The 14,082-nt window shown below is 40.4% G+C and carries 13 protein-coding genes and 1 pseudogene; 5 read left to right on the top strand and 9 right to left on the bottom strand.

What is annotated here, in order from left to right; translation table 11 throughout:
* The first annotated feature begins 166 nt into the window (after nucleotides 1–166).
* From BN161_RS07810 to BN161_RS07795, 4 genes and pseudogenes are all read left to right on the top strand, one after another.
* Nucleotides 167–607 carry a MarR family winged helix-turn-helix transcriptional regulator gene (locus BN161_RS07810; protein ID WP_044264658.1) on the top strand — a complete coding sequence of 147 codons (441 nt, stop codon included), beginning with the start codon at nucleotides 167–169 and terminating at the stop codon, nucleotides 605–607.
* Nucleotides 585–1,910 (top strand): annotated as a pseudogene (locus BN161_RS07805) (TolC family protein). Before BN161_RS07810 ends, BN161_RS07805 begins: the two are co-directional and overlap by 23 nt.
* Before the next feature lie 37 nt (nucleotides 1,911–1,947).
* The gene (locus tag BN161_RS07800) at nucleotides 1,948–3,015 is read left to right on the top strand and encodes an HlyD family secretion protein (RefSeq protein ID WP_044264656.1); all 1,068 of its coding nucleotides are present in this window, start codon (nucleotides 1,948–1,950) and stop codon (nucleotides 3,013–3,015) included.
* A 12-nt stretch (nucleotides 3,016–3,027) separates the two neighbouring features.
* On the top strand, nucleotides 3,028–4,623 hold the full coding sequence (locus BN161_RS07795) for an MFS transporter (RefSeq protein ID WP_022394340.1): 1,596 nt from the start codon (nucleotides 3,028–3,030) through the stop codon (nucleotides 4,621–4,623).
* 3 nt (nucleotides 4,624–4,626) lie between these two features.
* Here BN161_RS07795 and BN161_RS07790 read toward each other — a convergent pair whose 3' ends face one another.
* The 9 genes from BN161_RS07790 to BN161_RS07760 all read right to left on the bottom strand — a co-directional run bounded on the left by BN161_RS07790 (nucleotide 4,627) and on the right by BN161_RS07760 (nucleotide 11,950).
* Entirely contained in the window at nucleotides 4,627–5,349 is a 723-nt protein-coding gene (locus BN161_RS07790) for a hypothetical protein (protein WP_044264650.1), read from the bottom strand.
* Between the two features lie 11 nt (nucleotides 5,350–5,360).
* Nucleotides 5,361–5,894 carry a DUF5034 domain-containing protein gene (locus tag BN161_RS07785; RefSeq protein WP_044264647.1) on the bottom strand — a complete coding sequence of 178 codons (534 nt, stop codon included), beginning with the start codon at nucleotides 5,892–5,894 and terminating at the stop codon, nucleotides 5,361–5,363.
* Nucleotides 5,895–6,019: 125 nt separating this feature from the next.
* Nucleotides 6,020–6,736 carry a hypothetical protein gene (locus tag BN161_RS28010; protein ID WP_052356210.1) on the bottom strand — a complete coding sequence of 239 codons (717 nt, stop codon included), beginning with the start codon at nucleotides 6,734–6,736 and terminating at the stop codon, nucleotides 6,020–6,022.
* Entirely contained in the window at nucleotides 6,733–7,131 is a 399-nt protein-coding gene (locus tag BN161_RS28005; protein WP_052356209.1) for a hypothetical protein, read from the bottom strand. The genes BN161_RS28010 and BN161_RS28005 overlap by 4 nt, the downstream gene beginning before the upstream one ends.
* Nucleotides 7,118–7,573 carry a hypothetical protein gene (locus BN161_RS28000; protein ID WP_052356208.1) on the bottom strand — a complete coding sequence of 152 codons (456 nt, stop codon included), beginning with the start codon at nucleotides 7,571–7,573 and terminating at the stop codon, nucleotides 7,118–7,120. Before BN161_RS28000 ends, BN161_RS28005 begins: the two co-directional genes overlap by 14 nt.
* A 9-nt stretch (nucleotides 7,574–7,582) precedes the next feature.
* Nucleotides 7,583–9,895, bottom strand: coding sequence for an outer membrane beta-barrel family protein (locus tag BN161_RS07775; RefSeq protein ID WP_081743659.1), 2,313 nt, complete (start codon nucleotides 9,893–9,895; stop codon nucleotides 7,583–7,585).
* A gap of 26 nt (nucleotides 9,896–9,921) precedes the next feature.
* Nucleotides 9,922–11,298: a radical SAM/SPASM domain-containing protein gene (locus BN161_RS07770; protein ID WP_044264643.1), complete on the bottom strand. Its 1,377-nt coding sequence runs from the start codon at nucleotides 11,296–11,298 to the stop codon at nucleotides 9,922–9,924.
* Between the two features lie 135 nt (nucleotides 11,299–11,433).
* Nucleotides 11,434–11,640 carry a hypothetical protein gene (locus BN161_RS07765; protein ID WP_044264641.1) on the bottom strand — a complete coding sequence of 69 codons (207 nt, stop codon included), beginning with the start codon at nucleotides 11,638–11,640 and terminating at the stop codon, nucleotides 11,434–11,436.
* 124 nt (nucleotides 11,641–11,764) lie between these two features.
* Nucleotides 11,765–11,950 (bottom strand): hypothetical protein, encoded by a 186-nt coding sequence (locus tag BN161_RS07760; RefSeq protein WP_044264640.1) that lies wholly within the window; start codon nucleotides 11,948–11,950, stop codon nucleotides 11,765–11,767.
* Between the two features lie 383 nt (nucleotides 11,951–12,333).
* Between BN161_RS07760 and BN161_RS07755 the strand changes: the two genes are divergently transcribed.
* Nucleotides 12,334–12,903, top strand: a complete 570-nt coding sequence (locus BN161_RS07755; RefSeq protein ID WP_044264637.1) for a YdeI/OmpD-associated family protein — start codon at nucleotides 12,334–12,336, stop codon at nucleotides 12,901–12,903.
* Nucleotides 12,904–14,082: the final 1,179 nt, after the last annotated feature.

The following is a 14,082-nucleotide window of genomic DNA, read 5'->3' as shown; positions in this document are numbered from 1 at the left end:
AGAAGGGCATAGAAATTAGCTTTCTATGCCCTTTCTTTATTCATAAAAGCATATTCTCTAATCTTTCTTCCAAATCTCCCCTCACAAATATTAGTCAAACATTTTACTAATTTCAATAAAAAGCTCTACCTTTGCGTCCGAAAGAGACATTAAAGCACACACAGCAATGGAGAATTACAATTCATCCCGCGGGCTTATCCAGCAAATGCTAAGAACCCGCATGGCATTCCGCCAAGCTTTGCAACGCGTTTTGAAACGCAATAATATAGATATCACCTTTGAAATGCTACAAGTACTGAGTTCCCTGTGGCAGGAACAAGGAATCAGCCAGCAGGCATTAGCCGAAAAGACAGCCAAAGACAAAGCTTGCATGACTAATCTGATGGCAAACCTCGAAAAGAAAGGCTGGATCATGCGCCAGGAAGACCCTGACGACCGCCGTAACCGACTTGTATACCTCACTCCTGCAGGAGAAGAGATATCCGACCGTGTACGCCCGCTCATCAAGGATTTTTATACCCAGACGGGCCAACTGATGGGAATAGAGAATCTAAACGCATGTTCCAATCAACTACAGACACTCTATGAGATATTCAACCAATTCTAATTTTCTTCGCCTCTTACTCATTCACATACTTTCTGCAGCTCCGTTGTGGGTAACCGCTCAGGAGAATACTCATCTATTATCCGTAGACGATCTTTTCCGTCTGGGCACAGAAAACAGTCTTCAACTTAAAAAGAGCAAACTACAAGAGGGCATCTATAATGATCAAAAGAAGTCTGCATACACAGACCGATTACCTGATATCCAAGTAGGTGCCAGCGCCGGAATCATAGGCCAGCCTGTCATCTTTCAGCGGGGACTTTCACATCCTGTGCGCCCCGAAACGCCGGACTGGTCACAAAACTATAACATCAACTTGACGCAACCCCTCTACCAGGGAGGAAGGATACAAGCCAAAATACATCAGGCCGAACTTAAAAAGCAAATAGCCGCCCTGACCAGTGCCGACAACGAAGCCGAAATCAAGCTGGTACTGCTGCAACAGTACATGACGCTTTTCAGTTACTACAAGCAGCGGGAAGTGCTGGCACGCAACATCGAAGAGTCCGAACACCGACTGAAAGATATCCGCCGGATGAAAAAAGAAGGCATAGTCACCCGCAATGATGAAATCCGCAGTGAACTGCAACTGACCAACGACCGCCTGGCCTATCAGGAAGCCGACAACAGCATCGCCATAGCTTCGCAGCAACTCGATATTCTGCTGGGACTGGACGAATCACAGCTGATAGCACCGGACACCACTTTACTGTATACCGCCATCAGTGTGTCTGATTATGATACGTATGTACAATTAGCCTACAACAACTATCCGGGCATGCAGATTGTCCGCCAACAAACCTTGCTGGCAGAAAACGATATCCGGCTGACTAAAGCAAACTACCTTCCCAGCCTATCACTGCACGCGGGCAACACCCTTGCACGCCCACTCAGCACTACGCTGGCTGACATGTACAACAACAACTGGAACATCGGCCTCAGCCTCTCATACAACCTGTCGTCTCTTTATCAGAATAAGCACAAGATGCACGAAGCTCGGCAGACGGTACAACTTCAAAAGTATGCCGAAGAACTCCTGATGCAGAACATCCGTATTCAAATCCGGACTGCCTACACCCGCCATAAAGAGGCTCTGAACCGAATAGAAGCCCTGAAGCTCTCTGTCAGCTAGGCAGAAGAAAACTACCGGATTGTGCAAAACCGCTACCTGAACCAGCTTTCCATCCTCACCGACCTGCTGGATGCAAGCAGCGTGCGGCTGGATGCCGAGCTGCAACTGACCGTTGCCCGTACACAGGCCATTTACACTTACTATGAATTACAGCGAACCTGCGGCATGCTTTAATTTTTAATTATTAATTTTTAATTTACAATCGTAATCTATGTCCGAATTACAAAAGAAACATAAGCAACTGAAGAGATTAAGAATAAGGAATATCACCCTCAATACGGTATGTATCCTCCTTGCATTGGCTGGAATTTCATGGACAATCAATTACTTCTGGAAATACGTCCATTACGAAATCACCAATGATGCCGTAGTAGACCAGTATATAGCTCCGCTCAACATCCGCGCCTCGGGTTATATCAAGGAAGTCCGCTTCACAGAACACCAGCCTGTGAATGCCGGAGACACCCTTCTCATTCTTGACAACCGGGAATACCTCATCAAAGTAAAGGATGCGGAAGCTGCCCTGATGGATGCAAAAGGTGCAAAAGACGTATTAAGTTCCGGCATTCAGACCTCGCAAGTAAATGTAGCCATTCAGGAAGCCAACATTGCGGAAACCAAGGCCAAGCTCTGGCAGCAGGAACAAGACTATCGCCGCTATGCCAACCTGCTTGCTGAAGAATCCGTCAGCCAGCAACAATATGAACAGGTAAAAACCGCCTACGAAGCAACCCAAGCACGCTATCAAGCCCTGCTGCAACAAAGGGAAGCGGCAAAATCCCAATACTCCGAAACGAGCAAGAAATCCACAGGCATCGAAGCGAATATCCTCCGCAAAGAAGCAGACCTGGATATGGCAAAATTGAACCTCTCTTATACGATAGTCACCGCTCCTTACGACGGATATATGGGGCGCCGCACCCTCGAACCGGGACAATTCGTACAAGCCGGGCAAACCATCTCCTATCTTGTACGGGGCAACGACAAATGGATCACCGCCAATTACAAAGAAACGCAGATTTCCCACATCTACATCGGGCAGAAAGTACGCATCAAGGTCGATGCTTTCCGCGGGCAGATCTTTCACGGAACAGTTACCGCCATATCCGAAGCAACCGGTTCCAAGTACGCCCTGGTTCCGACTGATAACTCCGCCGGCAACTTCGTCAAAGTGCAGCAACGCATTCCCGTTCGCATCGAGCTGGACGACGCCACTCCCGAAGAGATGAAAAGCCTCCGCGCAGGCATGATGGTAGAAACCGAAGCACTGAGAAAATAAGGAAGTCCACTGATGGTAAAACTGAACCTTCCACTCCGCCCCTGGGTACCGCAATGGCTGGGTATCGTCACTATGTTCGTGGTGATGTTCCCTATCATTATGCTCAACGGAACCTATACGGGAAGCATGCTGGAAGTCAGCAGTACCCTCGGGATACTCAGCGAAGACATCACAATGGGGTATTATGCGGCAGCGGCAGGTATGGCGGTAGCTTATCCCATCATTCCTAAAATTCGTGCGATCGCCACTCCAAAGACGATGCTGCTTACCGACCTGATCCTGCAAATCTTTCTCAGCTACATCTGCGCCCAGGTTGGCAATATGGACATCACCATTATATGCAGCTTCTTCATCGGCTTCCTGAAAGCTTTCATTATGTTGGAGTTTATTATTCAGGTACGCCCGTTCTTCAGTCCGAAGAATGTGCGTAGTGAATTCTACGCCTACTTCTACCCCATCGTATTCTCCGGCGGACAAATATCCATGGCGCTGACGGCACAATTGGCCTATTACTATCAGTGGCAGTACATGTATTACTTTACAATCCTGCTGATGCTGATTGCCATTATCTTTATCCTGTTGTTTTTCCGGTATGCCAAGCGCCCCATGCGCATCCCTTACAAAGAAATCGACGGAAGAAGCATGTTTATCATAGCCGCTGCATTGCTTTTCAGCATTTACATATTTACCTATGGAAAGACATTAGATTGGTTTTCCTCTCCCAAAATACGGATTTATACGATTGCCATCCCCATACTGATTTACCTTTTCGTCCACCGGCAACGGACACAGGAGAAGCCATACGTCAGCCTGAAACCACTCCATCACCATAAATCCATCATCGGATACACTTTCATGGTATTGGTCATGTTTTTCAGTGCTAGCAGTTCCCTGATTACCAATTACCTGAACAGCATTATCCGCGTAGACAGCGTACATGCCAATTCGCTCAGTCTGATGCTTATACCGGGATTCATTGTGGGAGCCATCATCTGTTTCTGGTGGTTCAGATGGCAGCGATGGCGGTTCCGCTATCTCATTTCCGGAGGAATGTTCTGCTACGTCATCTATCTGGTCATCCTCTACTTCGGCATCACGCCCTACTCCACTTACGAGATGCTTTACTTTCCGGTTTTCCTCCGCGGACTGGGGATGATGACTCTTTTCATAGCCTTCGGTGTATATGTAGTAGAAGATTTGGACCCTAAGCTCATGCTGTCTAACGCTTTCTTTCTGATATCCCTCCGCTCTGTGCTGGCTCCGGCAATATCCGCTTCTTTTTTCAGTAACCTGCTCTATTACTTACAAATTAAGGGGATGAATACCCTTTCTGAACACATGACGCTCACTAATCCACTGGCTTCCTCCCGCTATGCGCAAGCCATGAACAGTGCCTTGGCGCAGGGACACGGATACGATGAAGCCAGCCAGTTAGCTGCCAATAACTTTTATTCCACGCTTCAGCAACAGAGCCTGCTACTGGGCATCAAGACTGTAATCGGCTATCTGCTGATTGCCGCATTGGTTATCGCAGTGGTTTCCGCTTTCATCCCTTTCCATAAGACTCTGAAAGTGGCTGTGGTGAAGACGGGAGACGATATGGTATAAAGATTATAAATGCCAGCTAATTCCGCATGCCATCTCCAGATAGTGCACACGTACACGTTTCGAGTAGCTATCCTCAATCTCTCCTGTCAGCAGGTTTCTCTTTTCAAAAGTCTGCGTAGCCCGTTCAGGGAGGAAGATATATTTGGCCTCCACCAAAAAATGGAGTTTGCGCCAGATACGCCTCGACAACATAGCTGAAGTCTGAATAGCACTCATCAAACCACCGGCTTCTGTAGAGAATGACTGATCATAATTAATCCAACGTACTACATTGGAATTCTTTTCTTTCACATAAAAATGAGAAGAATGTTCCTCTGCATCAACCATGTAATATCCCAAGCGCAACTGTAAATCCCATACCGGTTTATTCAGCCGGTAGGCAATGCCGAAAGCCATAGATAAACCGATTCCATCATCAAAGTCATACGCATCTTTTACGAAATGGTCATTTTCATAAGGTTTTCTCAACTTATTCCCATTTCCTTCTCTGATGAGGGGGGCTGAACTCATGGAAGAGAAGATTCCCCAGTGTGGAAGTACATAGAAAGTATAAGCAAAGCTCATGACGGGAACAGGAGAAGAAGAAATCCAGGATTCCCCACTCTGAAAATGACAGGATACTCCGGTGGTTAAGTCAAGCTGATGACGTGAATTTCTATTTTGTGCCTGTCCGCCCATAATGCTCAGCAGCCCCACTGCCAGCAAAGTGATAAATAGCTTTCTCATTGCTTCTTCATTTATTGCATGGTGATCTCATCCGTTTCTTTGATAAACTCTTCCCCTTTGCGGGTCGTCACTACGACTTTAAACCGATGCACTCCGGCTTGAGGGAGTGTACGGGGTATCTTATAAAAAACAGTCCCATACATATAACCGTATTTATAATCTGTCAATTGATCCTCCTGACGCAAAGGATAGTCCATGAAAAGTTCGTTCACATCCGTACCGGCAAGATGGGATTCATCATAAGCGGTAAGTGAGATAATCTGTATATTGGCGATGGTATCAGTCAGGATATACTCATAATATGTTCCCTCTACAATCTCTTTCTCATATTCAAAGTCCAAGGGTATCCGCAACATATATGCCTGGCGAGACACCACTCCGCCCACCGGAGCAACAGGCACGCTTCCGGCATTATCCAAGTGTTCCACCTTACCTATTCCGGTTAAGGTCACCTGACAGGGAATGTATTCCTCAAATTCCTCGCAGCACATTGCCGTACAAAGCAAAAAAAGTAGTGCCAGTAAAACGGATAACTTGTTTTTCATATTTTAGTTTTTTAGTATGTAAGCAGTCTCACCTTTTAAGAAATGCAAGAAATTGTGAAATACTGCATAAGGATACTAATAGTTTTCTGGAATCGGAATATTCATATGCACCTGCTATCCAACAGTTACTGTACAATTCCCATCTCCTTATCCACATTATTCATCGTCTTTTTCCCTGCTTTATGCTGACGTCCGCTATTGAAATCCCATGAACAGGTAAACACAAACATATTGCCATTGTCTTTAATGTAAATCCATTCTTTTTTTATTACAAGATTATTCATCAGCTTTGAACCTGCGCTCCAACCCTCGGACATAAACGGATAGAGCATACCAACGCCAAAATTCAGTGTCTTCCATTTATACGAACACTGTAACGAACAGCTTTTCTCTCCGTAATTCACAGCCTTCCCCCAAAGAGATTCATAACGGTTGCTGATGTCGCCATAGAAAGAGAAGTTCTTATAATTCAGTGAAATATCACCACCTGCATACCAAGCAGTGTAAGTATGCGAATACAGACGCCCTTTACTTTCAAATCTATTCATACCTCCATAACCACTTACTGAAAGAATATCCGGAATTATATTTATCTCTACATACAACTGCCCGTTTAGTTTCAAGTAGCTTTTCTGATTGGCAATACCATATTGGAACTCATAATTTCCATCCTCAAAATGCACCCTTTCTATCTGCTGCATAATAGGATTTTTGCTATACAGATAACTCCCGGTAAGTTGCGTACTTATTATCTTATTCCCCCACGAGAATTGCATACGATTATTATAAGAGCGATAAGGATCAAGCTCACGATTGCCGCGATTCACTTCTATATCCGTCACTGCTGCTGTATATCGCTCAGTGACGAAAGCAAAGGCAACGACGGATAACTATTGAAGGTGTAGCGCAATGAGGCTCCCTTAAACACCGGATAAGAAAGTTGCACTACGGGACGAAAGGTATAAAACGTAAAACCTTCGCCCGACTCGTCAAATGTCTGTCGTGACACACCCACTCCATAATTCAATTTCGCCCATTGCCCCTGCACCTGTGTATAAGCATAAAGATTTGAGTTATGCATATCCGCAGTTTCATCTACCGACCCTGTATAGCGGTTGCGCGTATATGCCTGCTGATACTTCAAGCCGGCAGACAAACGCACTTTCTCAAAAGATTTTTTGTAAGCGCCCTCACCTATCAGTGAGTGGCGGGCACCATCCGTACTATAATCGTACAACAGACAACGGATTTTCAGGAGTATCGACATACTCCTTGTAACCACGTTCATAGTCCGAACTGATATACGTTCCTACCACATTGAACATCAGTTCCTGCTTTCCCGATAAAGACTGCTTATAATACAAGTCCAGAGAGAGTGAAGATGATTTGTTTATAGCACGCGTGTAGCTGTACAAATCCTCTTTGCCGCTTTCGTGTATCCGTTGTCCAAAGTCAGCGTGTGGCGAATCAAATAGACTGGTAACAAACATGGCGTTGAATACATACTTATCCGGCTTTGTCAGGTTATAGGTGGCCTCCATGCTATGATCCACATAATTGAAGGGAGTGGAAATACCATCCAATATACGATTTCTCTTTTTGTTGCCGGGTATCTCAAAAATCTGTTCTTCATTTACATAGCGGTCATCATAATCACGATAGCTGACGTAATAACTCAATCTCTATCACTATAAACGTCGTAATTCATCATTTGCCGATCCCTTACCACGATATTTACTCTTCAGATTATTAAAGCGATAGACAACGCTTACAGAAATATTACGTCTATCCTGATCTTCACGCTGATAGAAAGTTACATTATTGATACGCGAATCATATTTGTAAATTAGGCCCTGAAACAAATCATTTGCCTGTAAACCGATATCGATGCGTTTTTTCCAAAGCGACTTACGCACTCCAATATCTAACGTATAAGTAGGTTTAAACTTCCATATATTTTTACTACCACCATTCGTATACATAAAGTCCAGAGTAATTCCGAAATTAGCTGGTAAGGTTAAATAATTATTCAACTGTACATATATTTTCGGAGTATTATTCTTATAGTCTTCCCTTTTATAATCCAATGTAATAAATGGTGCTACAATTCCCGTAGCCAATGTAACATTCCAAAAACTATATGTTTTCGAAGCACTGACATTGGCACTGAGTTGTTGTGCTTTATTATAGTTTTTCCAACTGGAAATTAAGATATTATCCTGAGAACTGAGCACAGAACCTATAAAATCTTTGATATAGCTATATCCTAAACGGACATTGAGAAAACGATAATTGAAAGAAGCTTGAATATTGTGAGACTGTTGAGGCTTTATCTGCGGATTACCATATTGTTGAAAAAAACGGTTTGAATAATATGCCTTACTGTTCAAAACATCAAAGGCAGGACGGGTAGTACGGACAGCATACGACAAACTCGTCCTTACCTTTCCCAATGACGTAGTTAAAGCAAGACTGGGAAACCAGTCTTTATATGTTTTCGATATATTTTCCGAAGCATCCAACAGGTTATTCATATCGGAATGCACATTCTCATAACGTACACCCGCATTCAAAAATATCTTTCCCAGTACAACATCATACATCGCATACCCTGCCCACTTCTTTTCCCTGTTATTGAATTTCGAATTCTGCACTATTTCATCACGATTATCCAAAAGACCGTCTACATCAACTTTGCTGAACTCACCTCCGATGGAAAGCTTTCCACCACGGTTAAAATCATAAATCAAGTCCAGTCTGCTTCCATACAACTTACTATCCGTTATCGTATTTATATTAACAATTCTACTATCCATGTCACTCACTTCTTCAACATGCTGGTTCTGATCGTTCTTTTTATCTACATAATCCATATTCACTTCAAGTCTCAATTGCTTTGATAATTGTCCGTAATAGAATGCATTTCCATGATGAATATGCCCTGTAGTTTTATACCGACTGGCGGAATTCACTTCTGTATAATACTCACTATTCTTCAGTGCTACATTCTTGTCGTCCGAATTACTTTTCCAGGTATTCGCATTACCGTCATACCGTACACCGAGTGCATGGTTTTTATTCAATGAATAATCCACACTTAATTGGTAATTGTGCTGCTTGATATTAGAACGTGAATTTAATAAATCATCATAACTCCAAGTAGCCTTTTCATCATCCTGTAATTCATTCTTAAACAACTGCTCAGACTTCACACGCATATCAGTAAAGCTATAAATACCCGTCAGTGTCAGTCCTTTATTCTTAAACACAAAATTAGCCGCTTCATTATTGCTGAATCTACGACCTTGTTTTGCCGTAAGATCCACTTTAGCACTCCACCCGTCATCTCGCACCAATGTTCTGATATTCAGTACAGCCTTCCCTTCTGCATCATATTTTGACCCTGGATTCGTGATAAGTTCCACATCTTTTATATTTTTAGGATCAAGTATTGACAATTCATCACTACTGTTCACCTTCCTGCCATTTACGTATATTATCGGTGCTCCGGTACCAAATACTTCCAAGTTTCCTCTATTCATTGTCATGCCGGGAACTTTCTTCAGAATATCCATTGTATTATGTTCCTTGGATAAAGGAGAGTTGGCCACATCCGTCACCAGATTTCCATTCTTTAACTGATGAACTACGCGGCTTGCTGTCACCACAGCCTCATCCAACATAATGGCGTCGGCAACTAAAGCAATAGTACCAATGTCAGCCCCTACGCATCTACAGCTTACAGTTTCGTATCCGATATAGGATATTTGCACTATTTTATCCTTTATCGACTTCACATTTTCAAGCCTGAATTGGCCATCGTTATCAGTTACCATACCCTGTACAAACATGGAGTCGGGCAAAGAGAGCAATACTACATTTGCATAAGGAACAGGTTGTTGTTGCTCATCAACCACTCTGCCTGTCATCGTTGTTTGTGCATACAATTGCAATGCCGCCCCCATTAGAAGGCATAAACATAAAGATAGTTTCATTCTCATTTTCAGTAGTTTTTAGTTTGAAAATATTATAAAGCAACAGAATAATCGATAGCACATTCAATAGGTTTATTATAAAAACTTCTCCCTTCTGCATAGCTCCTCAACCTACAATTCCGCAATGCACATTTGCGATTCAGGGCACAAGTAGAGCAAGTATCAATTTTCTCCAGGCTAAATCCACCTCGAAACATTTTCCACTTTTCTCTATTTTCCCAGATATCTTTCAAATTTTCTTTCGTAAGATCTCCTACGACCAATTCCTCATAACCAAAAGCATATACACATGGGTATAACTTCCCATCTGAACTGATTCCGATATGAGTCGTTCCTGCTGTACAGAAAACTTTATCATCAAATTTCAAAACACGTTTTGGAACTGCAAATTCAACCATCGACAATTCCAATGCATCACGATATACTTCCTCCAGTTGAGAGAAATTTTGTTTTGCGGCTTCACGTTGCGAAATTGACAAAACCAAACTTAAATTTTCTTTTGCTCTTCCAATCCCATCAGTAAACGAAAAAAGTAACCCTTTCACCCCTAAAGAATGCGCCAATTCAATAGCCTCTTTTAAATACGGATAATTATAAGAATTAATAGTATATGCCAATGAAACTTTTGCTCCATGCTCAACCAGAAGTTTTATATTCTTTATAACCTTATTATATGCCCCTTTTCCTCGTATTTTATCATGTATTTCTTCTGAATGACCATCTAAAGATATGGTTGATGATACATTCTTCCTTGACAAAGCCTCAACGTTATGATTATTCACCAAAGTTCCATTAGTCAAAACACTATAACTAATTTTCCGGTTAACAATCTCATTAAACACATCAGAGAAATGCGGATGAAACATAATTTCACCACCCGAAAGAGTGATATGATGCATTTTGCACGATTCTAATTGTTCAAAGATGCCAAGCCACTCTGATACTCCAAGCTCAGTATACAAACTACTATCAGGAGAAGAATTTTGGAAACAATGTTTGCATCTCAAATTGCATCTATGCGTAAAATGCAATTCCGCACTAAACGGAGTCGAGGCAACCGGAACATCATACCCACTGCCCCCATCTCCACATACAAAGTTGTCATTTTTATATAAGGGAACCTCCGATTGTACTAAGAATTTTAAAGGAGCTATCTTATTACAAAGGTATTCGAAACCATCCCAATCAACTTCAATATTCTTTTTCTCGATAGCACTATATAAATCAGAGAAAGACAAAGCCCGTTGACTGAATATCTTTAAAAGTATGTAACATGATCTTGTCACATACAAGGTCAACCGAGAATTAATATCATAAACGGAATACTCTCTTGATTTATAATATGGATCTGTTCTTAATATCCAATTATTAGCTAATGTATATTTGGTACTTAAATCATCTATAATCATAATACATCATTTTATATAAGAATGAAAAAAACTTATGATATTTTTTATCACAATATCCAATAAGTATGAATAACTAATTTAAAAAGGTACTCCTTTCGAGTACCTTTTATCTAAGATTAAGTTATTAAACCCACCTTACCCACAACAAACTACTACTCCGAATACACTATCACAAGGTTTTGAAAGTTCATCTTCACCATTGGAGAAACCAACTCCACCTTCCAGCTTTTCCGCATCATCATTACTGATAATGTCTTCCTCCTTTTCAGGAGTCACATTTTGAGAAGATTGAACCTTTTTTTCATCTTCCAAGGCTTTAGCCTTTTTCTCTTCATTTTTCATAACACTAAAAATTAAAATAAAACAATTTGATTATTATTGCATTAAAAGCACAAGTAAAGTCAATCTGTTCCAAAAGAATTGAATCTAAATTGAGGATTTACTTTTGCTTCATCTTGCTTACATACTAAACCCCGCAGCAAACAGCTATTCCATGTATATCTTCAGTAGGTCTGGCTATTTCATCTTCACTATTATTAGTGAAACCAATTCCGCCTTCCAGTTTTTCCGCATCATCATTACTGATGACTTCTTCTACATTTTCAAGAACCAATTCTTCAGGTAACTGAATCTTCTTCTCATCATTTTTCATAATTCGACAATTTTAAATAAAACAATATTGATAAACCTTACATCGCAAATATAAGTAGTGTTAGTCCACTTTAACAGGACTGGATAAAATATTGAGAAAATAAATATATTTCCGCATCAAGCCCGTGCGGTTTCTTATATATTAAGGTATACTCAAACAAATCATGGCAAAGGTTTTAAAAGATAATTGAGGCTGTTTCTCCAAGATTTAGTATTTTTGGCAGCTATAATAAGCCATTAAGCTATCGGAACCTGCATGTTTTTAGCATCGTATAAAATGATAGCTGCGCTACATACAGAAATTGTTAAGGTAAAATGTAAATTGCGAAATGCTTCATTACCACGAAAGTAAAGCAGTAAAATGATTAGTTTGAATAACTTGCTATGACTACAGAAAATAAAATAAAGTATTTTGAAAATCGAGAAGATTGGAGAAAGTGGTTAATGGACAACTTTGAAACCTCCTGTGAAATATGGTTCGTATTTCCCCATAAGTCGTCCGGCAAAAAAAGCATTTTATACAATGATGCCGTTGAAGAAGCCCTTTGCTTCGATTGGATTGACAGTATAACCAAACCACTTGACAAAGATCATAAAATTCAGCGTTTCACACCCAGAAACCCTAAAAGCACTTACTCGCAAGCCAACAAAGAAAGACTTAAATGGCTATTGGAAAATAAAATGATACACCCAAAATTTAAAGAGAAAACGCGAAGTATTTTATCTGAGCCTTTCATTTTTCCCAATGATATAATTGATAAATTGAAAGAAGATAAAGCGGTATGGAAAAACTATCAGCCTTTTTCCGAAGCATATAAGCGAATCCGAATAGCGTACATCGAAGCTGCGAGAAAACGTCCTGAAGAATTTGAGAAGCGGTTAAACAACTTCATTAGCAAAACAAAAGACAATAAAACAATAGCAGGATTTGGCGGAATTGAAAAATACTATTAATCAAAAGATTAGCATCATAAATAGAAAAACGATTTAAAATGAGGACTGAAACACTTGACTTCACCTTTCTGATGTAGTATCTTTGTAAAAGTTAAAAAACAAAACTCTAATATAAACCTAAAACTTTAGCAAATGGAAAAACTTACCTTTTCTTTTCTCGGAACTTACCGGAATGTATTTTCCAAAACGTTCTATTCCAAAGAATACCGCAATATCCTTACAGCAAAGCATCATAAAAGTAATAATTCTGACAATATTTTCAAAAAAACAGATATCAAATATATAATTACTGATAGCTTACTCCCAAGCTATTCAGGTTGGCTATAGCTAATTCAGGTGAATTCCACCCTAAATAGCAACGAGTATAAAAGAAGTAAAGGCAGTATTTCCTCACAAGGATTACTGCCTTTTTTGTTGAAATATATCCAAATCAGGTTTAATTACCGTTTTTTGCGCTGTTAATAAACGCGGAGAACATTCTTAAAAAACGTAGCTATTATTCTTTAAAAACACTGATTACAGTTATTAACTAAAGTTTCGCAAGTTATGATATTCAGGAGTTAAGCCGATACTCCTGTTTATAACAGCTGAAACGGTAATACGAACTATTGGCTTAACTTCTTTAACACCTCTAACTTCTTTAACTCCTAAAAAACAGTACTTACGAAACTTAACTTCTTAACTTTTGCTGAAGTGATAAATTAGCTGCGAACGCATGTTGCGCTTTTTCTTTTGACAATCAGAAAGTCGGTTCTTACTTTCTTCTAAAACAGCGTGTATGAAGTGAACTCATGGATAAAATGATTCTCTGATGATTAATAATTGTATATCAATCTGTTATGCCTCAAAAAAAGACAAAAAGTGTACTATTTAAGGGTCAAAATAGGTTCAGGGTCACTTATACCCCCAAATCCTGCTTAAATGAATAAGATATTTAAAATAGATGTAAATAAAACATACTATAATAGTGCTAAACTACTAAGGAATAAAGAATTTATTATTCACTCTTTATCACTTCCGCTTTATTGTTTTATTTTTTGTATTAAATATTTACCTGTTTAAGGTTTGTTCGGATTGTAATATTCCAAATCTACTGAAATACGTTTTTTGCAAAAGTCTAAAAAAGTCAACTATCTGTATATTAGCATTATATTGGCTGATACAAATAAAAACGACCTA

The organism is Bacteroides timonensis (assembly GCF_000513195.1).
GTDB classification, from domain to species: Bacteria; Bacteroidota; Bacteroidia; order Bacteroidales; family Bacteroidaceae; genus Bacteroides; species Bacteroides timonensis.
Note: the sequence above shows the minus strand (reverse complement) of the source record. Positions and strands in the feature narration are given on the sequence as shown.